Origin of the sequence: Myxococcus sp. XM-1-1-1, assembly GCF_020037095.1 — a bacterium.
In the GTDB taxonomy this organism is placed as follows: Bacteria; Myxococcota; Myxococcia; order Myxococcales; family Myxococcaceae; genus Myxococcus; species Myxococcus fulvus.
On record NZ_JAIQDH010000038.1, the window covers coordinates 1 to 16,223 of the forward strand.

The 16,223-nt window shown below is 71.5% G+C and carries 15 protein-coding genes; 7 read left to right on the forward strand and 8 right to left on the reverse strand.

The window, feature by feature from the left end; genetic code table 11:
- Positions 1-173 precede the first annotated feature (173 nt).
- Both K8640_RS40380 and dnaN read right to left on the reverse strand, forming a co-directional pair.
- Positions 174-1,382, reverse strand: a complete 1,209-nt coding sequence (locus tag K8640_RS40380; protein ID WP_223751943.1) for a hypothetical protein — start codon at positions 1,380-1,382, stop codon at positions 174-176.
- 425 nt (positions 1,383-1,807) lie between these two features.
- Positions 1,808-2,914: a DNA polymerase III subunit beta gene (gene dnaN, locus K8640_RS40385; protein WP_074948321.1), complete on the reverse strand. Its 1,107-nt coding sequence runs from the start codon at positions 2,912-2,914 to the stop codon at positions 1,808-1,810.
- A 268-nt stretch (positions 2,915-3,182) separates the two neighbouring features.
- Here dnaN and K8640_RS40390 point away from each other — a divergent pair, with 268 nt between their 5' ends.
- Positions 3,183-3,683, forward strand: coding sequence for a DUF6748 domain-containing protein (locus K8640_RS40390; protein ID WP_223751944.1), 501 nt, complete (start codon positions 3,183-3,185; stop codon positions 3,681-3,683).
- A 5-nt stretch (positions 3,684-3,688) separates the two neighbouring features.
- On the opposite strand, the gene K8640_RS40395 is transcribed toward K8640_RS40390, so the two are convergent.
- The 3 genes from K8640_RS40395 to K8640_RS40405 are packed head-to-tail and all read right to left on the reverse strand — an operon-like array spanning position 3,689 to position 5,585.
- A complete protein-coding gene (locus tag K8640_RS40395) occupies positions 3,689-4,300 on the reverse strand; it encodes a peptidase (RefSeq protein ID WP_223751945.1) in 612 nt (203 codons plus the stop codon).
- Positions 4,300-5,103, reverse strand: coding sequence for an ActD-like protein (locus K8640_RS40400; protein WP_223751946.1), 804 nt, complete (start codon positions 5,101-5,103; stop codon positions 4,300-4,302). The genes K8640_RS40395 and K8640_RS40400 overlap by 1 nt, the downstream gene beginning before the upstream one ends.
- The gene (locus tag K8640_RS40405; RefSeq protein ID WP_046710437.1) at positions 5,100-5,585 is read right to left on the reverse strand and encodes an RNA polymerase sigma factor; all 486 of its coding nucleotides are present in this window, start codon (positions 5,583-5,585) and stop codon (positions 5,100-5,102) included. Before K8640_RS40405 ends, K8640_RS40400 begins: the two co-directional genes overlap by 4 nt.
- Positions 5,586-5,879: 294 nt before the next feature.
- Here K8640_RS40405 and K8640_RS40410 point away from each other — a divergent pair, with 294 nt between their 5' ends.
- Genes K8640_RS40410 through K8640_RS40425 form a run of 4 tightly spaced genes read left to right on the forward strand, consistent with a single transcriptional unit; the run spans position 5,880 to position 10,808 of the window.
- Positions 5,880-6,533, forward strand: coding sequence for a B12-binding domain-containing protein (locus tag K8640_RS40410; RefSeq protein WP_223751947.1), 654 nt, complete (start codon positions 5,880-5,882; stop codon positions 6,531-6,533).
- Between the two features lie 9 nt (positions 6,534-6,542).
- Positions 6,543-7,247: a hypothetical protein gene (locus tag K8640_RS40415; protein ID WP_141327985.1), complete on the forward strand. Its 705-nt coding sequence runs from the start codon at positions 6,543-6,545 to the stop codon at positions 7,245-7,247.
- Complete coding sequence (locus tag K8640_RS40420) at positions 7,244-9,289, forward strand: hybrid sensor histidine kinase/response regulator (protein ID WP_223751948.1); 2,046 nt, start codon at positions 7,244-7,246, stop codon at positions 9,287-9,289. The genes K8640_RS40415 and K8640_RS40420 overlap by 4 nt, the downstream gene beginning before the upstream one ends.
- Positions 9,282-10,808, forward strand: coding sequence for a response regulator (locus K8640_RS40425; protein ID WP_223751949.1), 1,527 nt, complete (start codon positions 9,282-9,284; stop codon positions 10,806-10,808). Before K8640_RS40420 ends, K8640_RS40425 begins: the two co-directional genes overlap by 8 nt.
- 54 nt (positions 10,809-10,862) lie before the next feature.
- On the opposite strand, the gene K8640_RS40430 is transcribed toward K8640_RS40425, so the two are convergent.
- Positions 10,863-11,228 carry a helix-turn-helix transcriptional regulator gene (locus K8640_RS40430; RefSeq protein WP_223751950.1) on the reverse strand — a complete coding sequence of 122 codons (366 nt, stop codon included), beginning with the start codon at positions 11,226-11,228 and terminating at the stop codon, positions 10,863-10,865.
- A 500-nt stretch (positions 11,229-11,728) separates the two neighbouring features.
- Between K8640_RS40430 and K8640_RS40435 the strand changes: the two genes are divergently transcribed.
- Together K8640_RS40435 and K8640_RS40440 are read left to right on the forward strand one after the other, a co-directional pair.
- Positions 11,729-13,369: a methyl-accepting chemotaxis protein gene (locus tag K8640_RS40435; RefSeq protein WP_223751951.1), complete on the forward strand. Its 1,641-nt coding sequence runs from the start codon at positions 11,729-11,731 to the stop codon at positions 13,367-13,369.
- 113 nt (positions 13,370-13,482) lie between these two features.
- A complete protein-coding gene (locus K8640_RS40440) occupies positions 13,483-14,082 on the forward strand; it encodes a DUF2378 family protein (RefSeq protein WP_223751952.1) in 600 nt (199 codons plus the stop codon).
- On the opposite strand, the gene K8640_RS40445 is transcribed toward K8640_RS40440, so the two are convergent.
- Entirely contained in the window at positions 14,030-15,463 is a 1,434-nt protein-coding gene (locus K8640_RS40445) for a HAMP domain-containing sensor histidine kinase (RefSeq protein ID WP_223751953.1), read from the reverse strand. The genes K8640_RS40440 and K8640_RS40445 overlap by 53 nt on opposite strands.
- Complete coding sequence (locus tag K8640_RS40450) at positions 15,460-16,188, reverse strand: response regulator transcription factor (protein WP_223751954.1); 729 nt, start codon at positions 16,186-16,188, stop codon at positions 15,460-15,462. The genes K8640_RS40445 and K8640_RS40450 overlap by 4 nt, the downstream gene beginning before the upstream one ends.
- Positions 16,189-16,223: the final 35 nt, after the last annotated feature.

A 16,223-nucleotide genomic window follows, 5' to 3' on the forward strand; every position in this document is an offset into this window, starting at 1 on the left:
CATCGCGACGTGGCGCGCACCGACGAGCACATCGCGACGTGGCGCGCACCGACGAGCACATCGCGACGTGGCGCGCATCGACGAGTACATCTTGGCGTAGCGAGCACATCGCGACGTGGCGCCCGCATCGACGAGCACCACGGCGCACGCTCGTCCTCATCCAGGCTCGACACTCAGCCGCGCCGAGTGGCTGCGTGCCTCGCGGCCTGGACGAGCGCGGGCAGGTCCTTCATGTCCCGCACATCGCGCCCCGGCTCCTCCGAGGCACGCGGCGACGCGCGGGACGGAGAGAACAGTCGGGCCGGTGTCTGCTCCGTGCCGCGCAGGATGACGAACAGGCGCAGGGCATCGCGCAGTCGCTCCACGTCCGCGCCGCCCTCGTCACGTGCTCGCTGCGCCGCGCTCCACAGCCGCGTCCACGCGGCCTCCTCGTTCCACGCGCCCGTGGGGCGCTCGTGCGACAGCGACGCCAGCTCAGCGGCCAGCTCGAACAGGCCCGCGCGTCCCTCGTCGAAGGATTCACCGGCGCTGAGCTTCGCCTCGCCGCCCGACGCGGCCTCGCGCGCTGCAATCCACGGCAGCAGCGCGGGCACCTCCGTCTCCAGCGGGGACACCGGCGCCAGTCGCTCCTCCAGCAACGCGCGCAACCTCGCTCGCGCCACGCCGTGCCAGAACGCCGCATGCAGCACCAGCTCCGGCCCGCTCCGAGGCGCATGCAGCGGCGTGCGCGAGGCCCGGCGCGACAGGAACTCCTTCACCCGCCCGCTCGTGTCGAAGTGCTCCAGCCGCGCCCACAGCGCCCCCAGCGCGGACTCCGCGAGCGGCAGGGCACGGCGCAGCTCATCCGCCTCCGCCTCACTGAACGGCAGGGCCCCCGGCCGCGTGGGCCGCTTGAACACGCGCTCGAACACCTCGGCCGCGGCGCACGCGGCGCGCAGCTCCGGGAGGTTCCGGGGCAACAACTCGATGGCCCGCGCCCACGTGCGTCGGCCCAGCAGCGGCCCCGCCTCCAGCACCACCTCCTCGAGCCGCAGCAACATCTCGCCCAGGGACGACGAGCGCTCCGCCTCCGGCAGCCGCTTCCGGGCCACCTGCCGCACGGCGTCCCGCAGCCGTGTCACCTCCGCCATCAACTTCATGGGCGCGGCGTCGCGCGGCCAGCTCTCGGCGGCGGCGCGACGCTGGAGCGCGGCGAGCGTGGCGTCCACCTCGGGCTGCACCTGCGCCACCTCGCGCAGCAGCTCGAAGTGCGCGCGCACCCGGTCCTTCCAGAAGAAGGCATCCAACATACCGCGCAGGGCGACGTAGCGCAGGCGCGTGGCCTCCAGGAGGTCCGCGCGGTCCTCCAGTCGTGCGCGCAGGTCGTCCGGGTGCGTGGCCACGGCCTCACTATAAAAGCGCGGCCCTCATCTCGCAGGCCCCCCGGCCCCTCTCTCCTCGGAAGAGCGTGCACGATGTGTCACCCGGGACCGCGCCCCGCCCTCCCGAGTGCGCGCCCCGCGCGTTCCCCGTCCAGAATGAGGCATCCGGCGCGCCGCGCTCGGGCGAGGCCTCCCGCCCAAGTGCGCGTGTGGAGCACGCCCTCTCGTCGCGCACCACGCCGGACGAGCCGCTCTCGATCTCGGACTCCTCGCCCAAGCAAGCGCGGAGCAGTCCGCGTCCTCTCACGCCGGACGAGCGCGGCTCGAACCCGCACGCACCTCCGCGCGAGCACCCCGCCCTCGCGCCCACGAAAAAGCCCATGCGACCCCACCCCGAAGGCGGAGCACGCATGGGCTCGCACGGCGAGACGCCGGCCGTGGCCGACTCAGACGCGCATCGGCATGACCACCGCGGTGAACGTGCGGTCCCCCGGCGCGTGCAGCACGCCCGGGCTGTGCTCGTCACCCAGCTCGAAGCTCACCTCGTCCGTGTCCGTCACCGCGAGCACGTCCATCAGGTAGCGCGCGTTGAAGCCCACCGTGATGTCCTTGCCCTGGTACGCCAGCTCCACCTCGTCGCGCGCCTCGCCCAGGTCCGGGTTGCTCGCGGTGATGATGAGCTTGTTCTCCGCCAGCCCGATTCGCACCGCGTTGCTCTTGTCCGCGGACAACAGCGCGATGCGCTTGAGCCCCTCCAGGAGCCGCACCTTGGGAACGAGGACGACCTTCTCCCCCTCCTTCGGAATCACCCGCTGGTACTCCGGGAACTGCCCGTCGATGAGCCGCATCACCATCGTCAGGCCCGGCTTCTTGAAGAGCGCCGAGTTCTCCGCGAACCCCAGGTGGCACTCCGCGTCCGGCGCCTCGTCCAACAGGCGCTTCAGCTCCATCAACCCCTTGCGCGGGATGATGACGCCGCTCTTGAGCTTGAAGTCCCCCGTCAGCTCCCGCTCGATGAGCGACAGCCGGTGGCCGTCCGTGGCCACCATGCGGACCTTGCCGCTGGCCTGCGGCTCGAAGAAGACGCCGTTCAGGATGTAGCGCGTCTCGTCGCTGGAGATGGCGAACTGGGTCTTCTTGATCATCTCCAGGAGGGTGTTGCCGCCCACCTGCACCAGCGGGGCGTTCTCCTCCTTGGGCAGCTTCGGGTACTCCTCCGCCGCCATGCCGACAATCTTGAAGTGGGCGGAGCCGCTGGCGATGTCCACGTAGTTGTTCGCCAGCTTCTTGAGCGTCACCTGCGCGTCCGGCAGGTTCTGCACGATGTCGAAGACGTACTTGGCGCTCAGCGTGACGGCGCCCGTCTTGATGACCTCGGCGGGGTGCTCGGACACGATGCCGATGTCCAGGTCGAACGCGGTGACGGTGATGCCGCCCTTCGTCGCGTTGACGAGCACGTTGGCCAGGATGGGCATCGTCGTCTTGCGCTCCACGATGCCCTGGGCGCGGTAGAGGGCCTTCTTCAGCTCGTCGGCGGCGATGCGGAATTCCATCGGAGGTCGTCCTTGAATCCCGGCCCCCGGAGGGGCCGATCAGGCGGTCGATGTAGCCCGTGAGTCCAGGCGGGTCAACGCGCCAGAAGCACTCTGGACACGAGCGCCAGGACGTCAACTGAAGCACATCAGCCACCCTACCCGCCCTGTACGGGCATTCAGCCACGGGCAGTCCAATTGACCGCCAGTCAGCCGGGTGAACGGGAGACTGGCCCAATCGCCGGGGGCGATGGACACTGGGTGCCTTCCCGCCTTCCGGAGCCTTCCCATGAACGTCCGCCCGCTGTTGCTCGCCGCCCTCGCGCTGGGCTTCGCCGCCGGCTGCAGCAAGCCGTCCGCCTCCTCGTCGTCGGCCACGGGCGAGCCGGGTACGCCCACCCCGGGCGCCCCCCGCCCGGCCGCGGAGAACGCCGCCCCCGACAATGACCGCAGCGGCACCCCTATCGCCCCGCCCCCCTCCAACGCCAACGGCGGCGAGGCCAAGCCGGGTGAGAGCGCCGTCTACATCGTCACGGACAGCGGCATCCGGTGCATCGCGCCGCCGTGCCCCTCGTACAACGCGGTGCTGGCGGACAAGCCGGGCATGGACGCGATTCCCGTCCACGAGCTGGACCTGACGGCGGTGACGGGCGGCAACGAGCAGCAGATGGAGTCGCTCATGCAGCAGACCACCAGCGGCGGGCTGCGCATCCGCGCCACGCTGGAGACGCGCGCCAAGGCGGGCCCCGCGGGCGACGCCACGGTGCTGCGCGCCAGCAAGGTGGAGTAGCCCGACTAGAAGTGCAGTCCCAGCTGGAGGCCGGGCCAGTGCTGCAAGCGCTTGTCGGCCTTCGGGTGGCTCTCGCGCACGGACATGCGCGTCACCGACGCGAAGTCCGGCTGTCCCCACACGAGCCACGCGTTGTACGTGGGGCCGACGAACACCGCGAAGCGCGGCATCACCTGGACGCCCAGCATCAGGCGCAGCTGGCCCAGCACGTTGCCGCCGTCGCCCTCGAGCGGCTTCTGCACCGGCTGCACCGCGCCGCCCGTCACGTCCAGGTCCAGCCAGAAGCGGTGCGACAGCACGATGTGCCCGCCCACGCCCAGGCCGAAGTTGAAGCGGGCCTCGTCGCGGCTGCCCGGCTCGATGCCCGCCAGCAGCGTCAGGTAGAAGGGGCCACCGCCCAGCTTCACCGCGAGGTTGGCGAGCTGGATGTCGCTCGACCACAGCTCCATGTGGACGTTGCCCTTGCGCAGCCCGCGACGCTCGGGCTCGGGGCCCGGGTCCGCCGACTGCGCGAACGCACCTTCACCCTCCTCCATCGCGAGGGGGCGCGCCGCCCTGACATCGGCGACCGCCGCCCCCGCCCACAGCCACAGTGCGAGAAGGGCTCGGGGTTTCATCACTCCTTCTTTTGAAGGGTGAAGGACACCTGCGTCAAGCCCTCGGGCAACATGAGCGACGCGGTGTCGGCCCCGGCCGACGCCGCCAGTCGCCGGGCCGCCTCCACCACGGGTTCCACCTCGAAGGGCGCGTCGGACGTCACCAGGAAGAAGCGCTCGAAGCCCGGCGCGTCATCCAGCTCGTAGGCCCCCGGCAGCCGCTGTGTGCCAGAGGGGGACAACGCCGCGGCCCGGGCCCCGTGCTCCGGCGCGTGCAGCGTGACGGCGCCCCGCCCGTCCACGGAGAGGATGACGCCGTGCGCCCGGCCCGCCGCCACGTACGCCAGCTGCACCACGTCTCCCGGCGACGCGCGCGCGCCGTCCTGGAGCGCCTCGTCCGCCTGCCCCCGCTGGCGGTGCACCTCCAGCTTCGGCTTCAGGCCCTTGGAGCGCGTGGTCTCCGTGTCCCACCCCGCCACCGGTGCCTCCACGCCGTCCGAGGGCCGGGACGCGGGCTTCACCACCATGAACAGCGCGAGCGCCGCCAGCACCGGCACCAGCCCCATCGCGGGCGTCAGCCACGCGGGACGAGTCGCACGACGCCCGGCGCCCCGGCGAAATCGCGCATCCACCTCGCGGGTCACGCGCTCGGCGGGCAGCCGCTCCAAAGTGGCGCGCGTGTCGGCCTCCAGCGCGGCCAGGCGCGCCAGGCCCTCCGGCTCCGACTCCAGCCGCGCGCGCGCGGCGGCCAGCTCCTCCGGGGGGAGCTCGCCCAGCAGGATTCGCTCCAGCAGCCAGTCCGGGGTGCGTTGGGGGGAAGTCATGCGGCCTCCAGCTCGAGCTCCTGCAACACGGACGTCAGCGCGCGCAGGCGCTTGCGCACACCGGACACGGACAGGCCCACCTCGCGCGCCGTCTCCTCCAGCGTCATCCCATCCACCAGGTGCAGCACCGCGATGTCGCGGCTGGACGCGGGCACCCGTCCGAACAGCCGGTCCAGCATGCCCCGCGCGCTCGCGCGCGACTCGGTGTCGTCCGCGGAGGCGATCTGCAGCACCAGCTCGTCCTCGCGGTCCTCCGGGCGGCGCCGGGCGCCGCGCAGGCGGTTGAGGCACACGGTGGTGGAGATGCGGTGCAGCAGGCTGGAGGGAGCGGCGTCCTTCAGCGCCCCCTGGTAGCGCAAGAGCTGCACGAACACGTCGTGCATGGCGTCCACGGCCTTCTCCTCGTCACGCAGGAGGAAGCGGCAGCGCCGGAGCACCTGGGGGCCGTAGCGGCGGTAGTAGGCCTCCACATCGATAGACACCGGCGTCGCGCCTCCCTCGTTCCGCGAAAGGGAACACCAGTGCCTTGCGAAAGTGTCACCGGCCTCTTCGCGCTCCGGTTTCCCTATCCCGATTCCCCCCGCCGGCGAAGCCCGATGGGCCCGCGCCACCTGCAAAATCTACAGGGCGGGCGGCTTCACGAGCGCTCGTCTTCCCGAGCGTTCAGTGTCAGGTTGTCGATGAAAACACCCCCGCCCGCGTGTACTCGACTGTATCGAGGCAGGTTCCCGTCACTACTTTCCGAAACTCGACGCCCCCGGCAGCTCGCGCCCCCTGTGACCGAAGACGCCCTCACCCAGCTCAGGACGCGCTACCTGGCGGCGCAGCTCGCGGGCAACCGACAGGAAGCCCTGCGCCTGCTGGTGGATGACGGTCTGCTGCGGGGCATCCCCCTGCAGCTCATCCACCTGGAGGTCATCCAGCAGGCCCAGTACGAGATTGGCCGGATGTGGCAGGAGAACGTCATCTCCGTGGCCCAGGAGCACCTGGCCACCGCCGTCTCCCAGCTCGCCCTGGCCCACCTCTACCGCCACCTGCCCCGCGACCCGCCCAACGGCAAGGTCGTCATGGTGTCGTGCGTGGAGGGGGAGCTGCACGAAGTCGGCGCGCGCATGGCCAGTGACTTCCTGGAGATGGCGGGCTTCGACGTGCGCTTCCTGGGCGCCAACGTCCCGCCCGAGCACCTGGCGCGCATGCTGCGCGAGCAGACGCCGCACCTGCTCGCCTTGTCCGTCACGATGTCGTACCACCTGCCCGCGCTGCGCCGCGCGGTGGAAGCCGCCAGAGAAGTCGCCCCCCACCTTCCCATCGCCGTCGGCGGACACGCCTTCCGATGGGCCCCCGGCCTGGAGAAGGAGCTCGACGTGACCTTCCACGGCAAGGACGCGCGCGAGCTCGTCTCGTCCGCGTGCCGCACGCTGGGAGTTTGAGGAAAACGCATGGAGAAACCCAGTCGCCAGTTGGCTGCGCGCGCTGACGCCATCGCCCAGGCCTCCGTCGAACCGATGTATCAAGACCCCTTCTGGGAAGCGCGCTACGGCCCCGAGCGCGCGCGCCGCTTCGGCGACGAGGATGCGCGCTTCCATGTGCGCTACCTTGTGCAATCCCTCGACGAGCAGCGCCCCTCGGTGATGGAGGGCTATGCGCGCTGGCTGCGCACCTTGCTGGTGTCGCGGGGAATGTCCACCTTCCATCTCGACGCGAACTTCGCCGGGCTGGCCTCCGCGCTGGAGGCCGAGGGGTGGGGCCCCGGCACCGAGCCGTACGAGCATGTGCGCGCCGCCCGGGAAGCCTTGCGCTACCCGGAAGGTCCCTCACGCACCCTGCAAGACGACGCGGCGGAACTATCCCGTGCCGCCACTGCCCGGCTGGCCCTCTACCTCACCCAGGAGGACCGCCCCCGATTGGAGGAAGAGCTGAGACTCCAGCTTTCATATCTGGCGGACGCGCTGGACGCGGACAAGCCCGAGCTGATGGCGGACCACGTGCGCTGGTACGTGGGCTTCTGGCCCCGGCGGGGCTTCGGCCTGCTCGCCTTCCCCACCGTGCTGGGGATGTTGAAGGCGGTGCTGGGAGGCCGGCATCCGCAGGCGCGCGCGCTGCTCGCCACCGCGGGTGTTTCGTGGGAGGAGACCCGCTCATGAGACTCTCCGCTCCCGACAAGAGCCCCCCCGTGGACGAGCTGAGCCGCGAGGTCGCGATGATGTGCGACGCGGAGGGCGTGCTCACCTGGGTGGACGCGCGCGCCCAGGGCGTGCTGGAGGCCGTCCCGGGCAAGACGCTGCGGGCCCTGGCGGCCCAGGGCACCGAGGACAAGGTGGACCGGCTGTTGATCCAAGCGCGCGACGAGCGCGTTGAGGGCTGGGAGCTCATCCTGTGCCGCGGCCAGACGCCCACCACGTTCGCCTTCCGCGCGCGCCCGCACGAGGGCGGCGTGCTGCTGGTGGGCAGCCTGGTGCCGGAGGACTACGGCAACGCGCTGGAGCAGGTGAGCACGACGATGAGCGAGCTGTCCGCGCTGCATCGCGAGGCGGAGACCCAGCGCCGCGAGCTCAAGCGCCGCGCGGACGAACTGATGCGGCTCAACCGCGAGCTGGAGGAGTCCAACCGCGGCGTGAGGAGCCTGCACGCGGCCCTGGACGAGAAGGCGGAGGGGCTGCACCGCGCCGCCGAAATCAAGAGCCGCGTCGTCGCCAACGTCAGCCACGAGTTCCGCACGCCGCTGCACTCCATCCTCGGCCTGTCCAAGGTGCTGCTCAACCCCATCAACGGGCCGCTGTCCTCGGAGCAGGAGAAGCAGGTCCAGTTCATCCGCAACTCCGCCGAGTCGCTCTTCGAGCTGGTCAACGACCTGCTCGATTTGTCCAAGGTGGAGGCGGGCAAGACGACGCTGCGCCACAGCCGCTTCGTGGTGCACGACCTGCTCAGCGCGCTGCGCGGCATGATGAAGCCCATGCTGCCGCCGGGCTCGCCCGTGGACCTGCGCCTGGTGGAGCCCCAGACGCCGCTGGAGCTGGAGACGGACGAGACGCGGCTGAGCCAGGTCTTGCGCAACCTGGTGTCCAACGCGCTGAAGTTCACCGAGGCCGGCCACGTCACGGTGAGCGCGGCGCCGGGCCCGCGCGACACGGTGGTCTTCACCGTGAAGGACACGGGCATCGGCATCGCGCCGGAGGACCACGAGCGCATCTTCGAGGAGTTCACCCAGCTCGACAGCCACCTGCAGCGCAAGGTGAAGGGCACGGGCCTGGGCCTGCCGCTGGCGCGCCGGCTGGTGGAGCTCTTGGGCGGCACGCTCACGCTGCAGAGCGCGCCCGGCGAGGGCTCCACCTTCACCATCACCCTGCCGCGCGTGCACATGGAAGTGTCGGAGATGGCGGGGCTGTCCGAGCGCAGCCAGCACCTGGACACCAGCCGCGCGCCGGTGCTGGTGCTGGAGGACGACCGGCAGACCCTGTTCCTCTACGAGAAGTACCTGGCCCGCTCGGGCTTCCAGGTGCTGCCGGTGCGCAGCACGGACGACGCGCGCCGGGTGCTCCAGCGCGTGCGGCCCGCCGCCATGGTGCTGGACGTGATGCTGGAGGGCGAGACGAGCTGGAACTTCCTGGCGGAGATGAAGAACGGCGAGGCCACCCGTGACATCCCCATCCTCGTGGTGACGGTGACGGACCGCGAGCAGAAGGCGCGCGCCCTGGGCGCGGACGAGTTCTGGCTCAAGCCGGTGGACGAGGTCCGCCTGCAGAAGAAGCTCCAGGAGCTGGCGCGCAGCGGGCCGGTGGAGCGGGTGCTCATCATCGACGACGACGACGTGCACCGCTACCTGCTCAAGCAGCTGCTCAAGGACACGCCCTACGTGCTGCTGGAGGCCGCGGGCGGCAAGGACGGCGTGCGGCTGGCGCGCGAGCAGGTGCCGCAGCTCATCTTCCTGGACTTCGTGCTGCCGGACATCACCGCCTTCGACGTGCTGGACGAGCTGAAGGGGGACCCGCGCACGCGGGAGATTCCGGTCATCCTCCACACCTCGCACGAGCTGCGCGAGGACGAGCGGGTGCGGCTGGCGAACGAGACGGCGGCCATCCTCTCCAAGCACACGCTCAGCCGCGAGGTGGCCATCGGTCGCATCCGCGACGCGCTGGCCAAGGCGGGGCTGGGCTCTCACATCCCACAGGAGGGGCGCCGTGGTTGAACCTCGACTGGCCACCGTCCTCAACGTCAACGACGACGACGCCAACCGATACCTGGTCAACCGCATCCTCGAGATGGCGGGCTACCACGTCATCGAGGCGGCCACCGGCATGTCCGCGCTGCTCATGGCCGAGCAGCACCGCCCGGACGTCGTCGTCCTCGACGTGAAGCTGCCGGACATCAGCGGCTACGAGGTCTGCGCGCGGCTGCGCGCCAACCCGGACACCGCCGCCATCGCGGTGATGCACACGTCCGCCACCTTCGTCACGTCCGACAAGAAGGCCCGCGGCCTGGACGGCGGCGCGGACGCGTACCTCACCCAGCCCTTCGAGTCCTCGGAGCTCATCGCCACGGTGCGCTCGCTCTTGCGGCTGCGGCACGCGGAGCAGGCGGCGCGCCGGCGCGCGGACGAGCTGGCGGAGATGGACCGGCGCAAGGACGAGTTCCTGGCCATGCTCGCGCACGAGCTGCGCAACCCGCTCGCCGCCATCATGACGGCCATCGGCATCCTGGAGCGCAAGCCGACGGACGACACGAAGGAAGCGCGGATGCGCGGCATCATCCACCGCCAGACGAACCACCTGGCGCGGCTGGTGGATGACCTCCTGGACGTGAGCCGGATCACCCGAGGCAAGGTGGAGCTGCGCTCGGGCCGGCTGGATTTGCGCGCGGTGCTCTTGCAGGTGGTGCAGGTCATCCGCCCCATCACCGAGGCGCGCGGGCTGGGGCTGGAGGTGTCGCTGCCGGAGGGGCCGCTGCTCATCAGCGGCGACGCCACGCGTCTGGAGCAGGTCTTCACCAACCTGCTCGACAACGCGGCCAAGTACACCGACAGCGGGCACATCTCGCTGCGCGTGGAGAAGGAGGGCGTGGACGGCACGGCGCAGGCGGTGGTGCGCGTGCGCGACACGGGCATCGGCATCCCTCCGGACGTGCTGCCGCGCATCTTCGATTTGTTCGCGCAGGCGGACACCTCGCTGGAGCGCACGCGCGGGGGCCTGGGCATCGGCCTCACGCTGGTGCGCCAGCTGGTGCACCTGCACGGCGGACAGGTGCAGGCGGTGAGCCCCGGCCCCGGCCTGGGCGCCGAGTTCGTGGTGCGGCTGCCGCTCCTGCACGTGCACGAGGTGTCGCTGGCGCCGCCCGTCAACACGGTGTCGCGCGGGGGCCGGCGCATCCTGCTGGTGGAGGACAACCCGGACGCGCGCCAGGCCATGCGCGAGCTGTTGGAGCTGTGGGGCCACGACGTCGAGGTGGCGCCGGACGGCCTGCAGGGCGTGGAGCTGGCGGTGAGGAAGCCGCCGGAGCTGGCGCTGGTGGACATCGGCCTGCCGGGGCTGGACGGCTACCGGGTGGCGCGGGAGCTGCGCATGCGCATCGGCCGCGACATCCGCCTGGTGGCGATTACCGGCTACGGCGGGCCGGAGGGACATGACCGCGCGCTCGAGGCGGGGTTCGACCTGCACATCGTCAAGCCGGTGAAGCCCGACGAGCTGGATCGCCTGCTGTCCAATCTGTGAGGGAGGCGGGGGTGGGCGCGGGCCGGCGCCCTTCACTGCTTCGGGCGGGGCGCTTCAGCGCCGGCCCAGGGCGTTGGCCACCAGCCCCAGGAGCTTCACGTGGGGGGCCTCGAGCTGACGCACGGTGCGAAGCAGGCGGCGCACCTCGGGCCGCTCGGGTGGGGACGACGACGACTCGCTGACGCGCGAGGGCTGCACGCCCTGCGACGCGAGCCCCAACAGCTCGTCCGCGGAGACATGCAGCTCGTGACACAGCTTCAGCAGCGTCTGCACGCTGGGAAGCATGCCGCCGCGCTCCAGTCGCCCATACACCTCCGTGGCCACGTCGATGCGCTCGGCCACGTCAGCCTGGGTGAGCTCCAGCCGGGACCGCGCGGCTCTTGCTCCCGCTCCGATGGTGGTTGCCAGTTTCTTGTCCATGCCTTACCGACCCGAAACGTTTGGCCGCTGGCATAGGACGTATAGAGGCAGACAGACAGAACTTGTCGGGTCAGCCTCAGGTTGTTCACCCAGCGGGTCACCGCTGTAGAGGGAGACTTTCGGGGTTCCGAGTACCTCGATACCCGCCCCTTTCTCTCGACGGAAGAGCTGTCTTCCACGCTCAACCCGGCACCCCGAAGTCGGGGGGAGAGGCCCTGGGAGGGGACGACCTGAGACGTCGGGCGTCGATTTTCCTACGGTGCCTGGGAGTCCTGCCGCCAGGGCCACCCCGCAAGGTTGTATCCCCTGTCGGACGCGTCGCCCCGTCATCGCCCGCGTGTGGCGGCGGACCGGGGCAGGCAGGCGGGCCGCGACGCTCGCCCTGCCACACACGGCGTGCGCCGGGGACGATGAGACCTGGGACCACCGGTGGCAATCGACGGGGGGACGACCGTGGGAGTCGCGCGCGCCGAGGGCGGGAGGACTAGTCTTGCGCGCCGATGGCGCTCGGACGGCGCAACCTGCTGGTGAAGCTCTGTGTGGCGATGGGCGTGGTCGCCCTGCCGCTGCTCGTCGCCATCCTGGGCTACGTGTTGCCCCAGCTGCGCGCGCAGCTGCACGCGGACCGGGTGCGCGGCCTGCGGCAGGCGGTGGAGACGGCGTACGGAATCCTCCGGATGTACGAGGCGCGCGAGCGCGAGGGCACGCTGACGCGCGACGAGGCCCAGCGGCAGGCGTCCGTGCTGCTGTCGACGCTGCGCTACTCGCAGGTGGAGTACTTCTGGGTCAACGACCTGGACACGCGGCTGGTCATGCACCCGCACCTGCCGAAGATGGTGGGGCAGGACATGAAGGGCTACCGCGACGTGCGCGGGCGGGCGGTGTTCTCGGACATCGTCGCGCTGGTGCGCGCGCGGGGCGAGGGCGCGCTGGGCTACGAGGCGACGCGGCCGGGCTCGCCGGACCCCATCCCGAAGGAGAGCTACGTGAAGCTCTTCGAGCCGTGGGGCTGGGTGCTGGGCACGGGCGTGTACGTGGAGGACATCGACCGGGAGGTGGCGGCGGTGCGCCAGCGCATCCTCATCGCCGTGGGCGGGGCGCTGGTGCTGGCGGCGCTGGCGGGGGTGTACGTCTCGCGGCGCGTGGTGAGGCCCGTGCGCGCGCTCGCGCTGGCGGCGCACCAGGTGGCGCGCGGAGACCTGTCCGTGCGCGTGGAGGCGCGGACGGAGGACGAGGTGGGCCAGCTCACCGGCGCGTTCAACACCATGGTGGCGGGGCTGGGCGAGGTGGTGGGCGCGCTGACGCGGGCGGCGGGTGACACGGCGGCGGACGCGGAGCGCATCCGTGTCTCGGCGGACGGGCTGTCGCGCACGACGCGCGAGCAGGCGGAGTCCCTGGAGCGCGCGGCCAGCGCCGTCCAGGAGATGAGCCGTCATGTCTCGCTGGGCGCGGCGGACGCGCGGGTGGCGGCGCGCTCGGCGTCGAGCCACGGGCAGGTGGCGCGCGAGGGCGGCGCCGCGGTGGACCAGGCGTCGCGGAAGATGGTGGAGATTGTCGACGTGGTGGAGCGCTCGGCGCGCACGGTGGAGGAGCTGCAGGCCTCCGGCCGCGCGACGTCGCGGATGCTCCAGCTCATCCAGGCGGTGGCGGACGAGACGCGCATGCTCGCGGTGAACACCGCCATCGAGGCGGTGCGCGCGGGCCAGCACGGCAAGGGCTTCTCGGTGGTCGCCGGCGAGGTGCGCAAGCTGGCGGAGCGCACGCACGAGGCGGCGGACCAGGTGCAGGTGCTCCTGACGAAGCACGAGGCGGACACCACCGCGGCGGTGGAGCTGATGCGCCGGGGCACGTCGAAGGTGGACGAGGGCATGGGCCTGTCGTCCGCCGCGGCGCAGGCGCTGGCGCGGCTGTTGTCCGGCGTGAAGGAGCTGGGCGAGCGCGTGGAGGCGCTGGCGGAGCAGAACGCGCGTCAGTCCTCCTCCGGTGAGGCCATCGCCGAGCGCATCCAGGCGCTGTCGGAGCGCTCGGCCGAGTCCGTGTCGGGCGTGGAGCGCATCGCCCGCTCGGTGGAGGACCTGCGGGCCCGGGCGGGACGGCTCCAGGAGCTGGCCTCCCGCTTCACCCTGGGCGGGCCCCCTTAGCTCCGGGCGTTAACCTTTCTTCACACCCGCGCAACGCCCGGGACAGCCGCGCCGGGCAGTCTGCTGCTCCAACCTGGATGGACGTCCTTCATCCCCACATGGAGGTAGCAGACATGGCGCTGGCATTGACGCGGGCCCCCGGGCGCGAGCCCGTGGTGTTCGGATACGCGCTGGAGACGCTGCTGTCGGCGGCGGCCCCTCTGACGGAGCTCACGCAGAAGGCGCTGGAGCGGCAGGGCATCTTCGCGCTGCGGCCCCTGCACACGGCCTACCCCTGCGCGGTGTGGCCGCAGAGCATCCAGTTGCTGGCCGCCACCACCCTGCCCCACCTGGAGCGCGAGGAGGCCGAGTACGAGCTGGGCCTGCGCTTCGGGCAGGCGTTCATCCAGGCGCGGCTGGGCACGGCGCTGCAGGACTTCGCCCAGGTGGTGGGCCCGGAGAAGATGTTGCTGCGGCTCGCGCGCTCGCTGCGCTCCATCAACAACTTCCTCGACGCGTCGGTGACGCCGACGGGTGACGACGGGGGCTGGGAGCTGAGCCTGTACCCGGTGCGGGAGTTCCTCGACCACCCCCGCCGCCGGGCGGACCCGCCGCACTTCATGCGGGGCCTGCTCACGTTCGCCTTCCAGCACAGCGGCGCGCCCACGGCCCGGGTGACGCTCACGCGCCACGACGATGCGCGGGCGGTGACGACGTTTCACGTCGGCCTGTAGTCAGCTCCGACGGAGGCAGGGGCAACAGGATGCGCGCCGTGGTGCCCACGCCCGGCTGGCTCTCCAGCGTCAGCGTGCCGCCGTGTGCATCGACGATGCGTCGGGCCAGCGCCAGGCCCATGCCGATGCCACCGGTGCGCCGGGCGCGGCTGCGGTCCGTGCGGAAGAAGGGGGTGCCCACGCGCAGCAGGTCCTCCGACTCGATGCCGATGCCCTCGTCCGCCACCTCCAGCGAGAGCGTGTCCGGCGTCCCCGCGGCCTGGGCTCGCAGCCGCACCGGGCTCTTCGGCTCCGAGTACTTGCCCGCGTTGTCGAGCAGGTTGTCCAGCGCGCGGCGCAGCAGCACCGGGTCCACCTCCACGGGCGGCAGCGAGCCCTCCACGCTCACATCCAGCACCCGGCCCGGCCGCGCGGTGCGGAAGCGTGAGGCGGCCTTGTCCACCAGGCTCTGGACCTCCACCTGCTCCTGGCGCAGCGGCGGCGCGCCCACGCCCGCGTTCCCCGTGGCCAGGTCCAGCCGCGCCGCGGTGAGCACGTCATCCACCAGCTGCTCCAGCTCGGCCAGGTCGCTGGTGATGTCGGAGAGCATCTCGCGCGCGGTCTCCGCGTTGCCCTCCTCCGCCAGGTCCAGGGCCACGCGGATGCGCGCCAGCGGCGTGCGCAGCTCGTGCGACACGTTGGCCAGCAGCTCCTTCTGCGAGCGCAAGAGGTGGGTGAGCCGACAGGCCATCTCGTCGAAGGCCTCCGCCACCTGCCCCAGCTCGTCGCGACGCCGGATGCCGGTGCGCGTGTCCAGCTTCCCCTCGCCCAGCGCGCGCGCCACCTCAGCGAGCCGCTGGAGCGGCCGGGCCAGCGTGCGCGCGAAGGCCAGCGAGGTGATGGCCGTGGACAGCAGCACCGCGCACACCACCAGCGCGGTGTTCCCCGGCGGCGGCTCGGGGGGACGGGTGATGATGGTGGCGTACGCCTCCAGCGGCCCCCCCTCCGGAATCGGCAGCGTGAGCGAGTGAGGCGGACGGCCGCGCGACAGAAGCTCGCCGTGCAGGGTCAGCTCGTCCAGCTCCACGGGGGTGAGCTCGGGCGAGGGCGCGGAGGTGTTGGTGGCGATGAGCCGACCGGACGCGTCTCGCAGCGTCACCTTCGCCTCGAGCAGCCGCGCGGCGCGGTCCAGCGAGGCCTGGAGCGCCACCGGGTCTTCGAGCAGCTCCTCCCACTCGCGGATGTTGTACGCGGCGTGACGGATGAAGCCGTGCCGCAGCGGCTTGTCGACGACGAACGAGCGCGCCGCGAACAGCGTGGCGACGACGAGCACGAGCTGGGCGATTCCCACCAGGTAGATGCGGAACAGCAGGCGGCCGGGAGTGCGCGGACGACGACTCACGACTCCTCTCCGGTCGCGAGCATGTAGCCGGCGCCGCGCACCGTCTTCAGCAACAGGGGGTTGCGAGGGTCCACCTCCAGCTTCTGGCGCAGGCGGAAGATGTGCACGTCCACCGAGCGGTCGAACACCTCGTCCGCGCTGCCCTTCACCAGATCCAGCAGCTGCTCGCGGCTGAGCACGCGACCGGCGCGCTCGGCCAGCACGCGCAGCAGGCTGAACTCGTAGGTGGTGAGGTGCAGCGCGCGGCCGTCGAGCGTGGCGCGCAGGCTGCGCGGGTCCATCATCAGCCGTCCGGCCTGCACGGGCTGGGAGGAAGGCCCCACCTTGCCCCGGGCGCGGCGCACCTGGGCGCGGATGCGGGCGAGCAGCTCGCGCGAGGAGTAGGGCTTGGCCAGGTAGTCGTCCGCGCCCGTCTCCAGGCCGAGCACGCGGTCGGCCTCCTCGCCGCGCGCGGTGACCATGATGATGGGGACGTCGGTGCGGCCTCGCAAATCCCGGCACACCTCCAGGCCATCGCGGCCGGGGAGCATCAGGTCCAGGAGGATGACGTCGAACACGTGGCGGTTGGACTCGACGAGCGCGTCGGAGCCGCTGTGTGCCAGCGTCACCACGAGGCCGTGCTCCTGCAGGTAGCGGGCGGTGAGCCGCGCCAGCCGCTCGTCATCCTCGACGAGCAGGACCTGGATGGTGCCCTCCTCCAGCGAGGGACGGCTGAGCTGTTCCATGGGTTCCAAGCCTCCTGCCTTTCCGCGGACCTTCC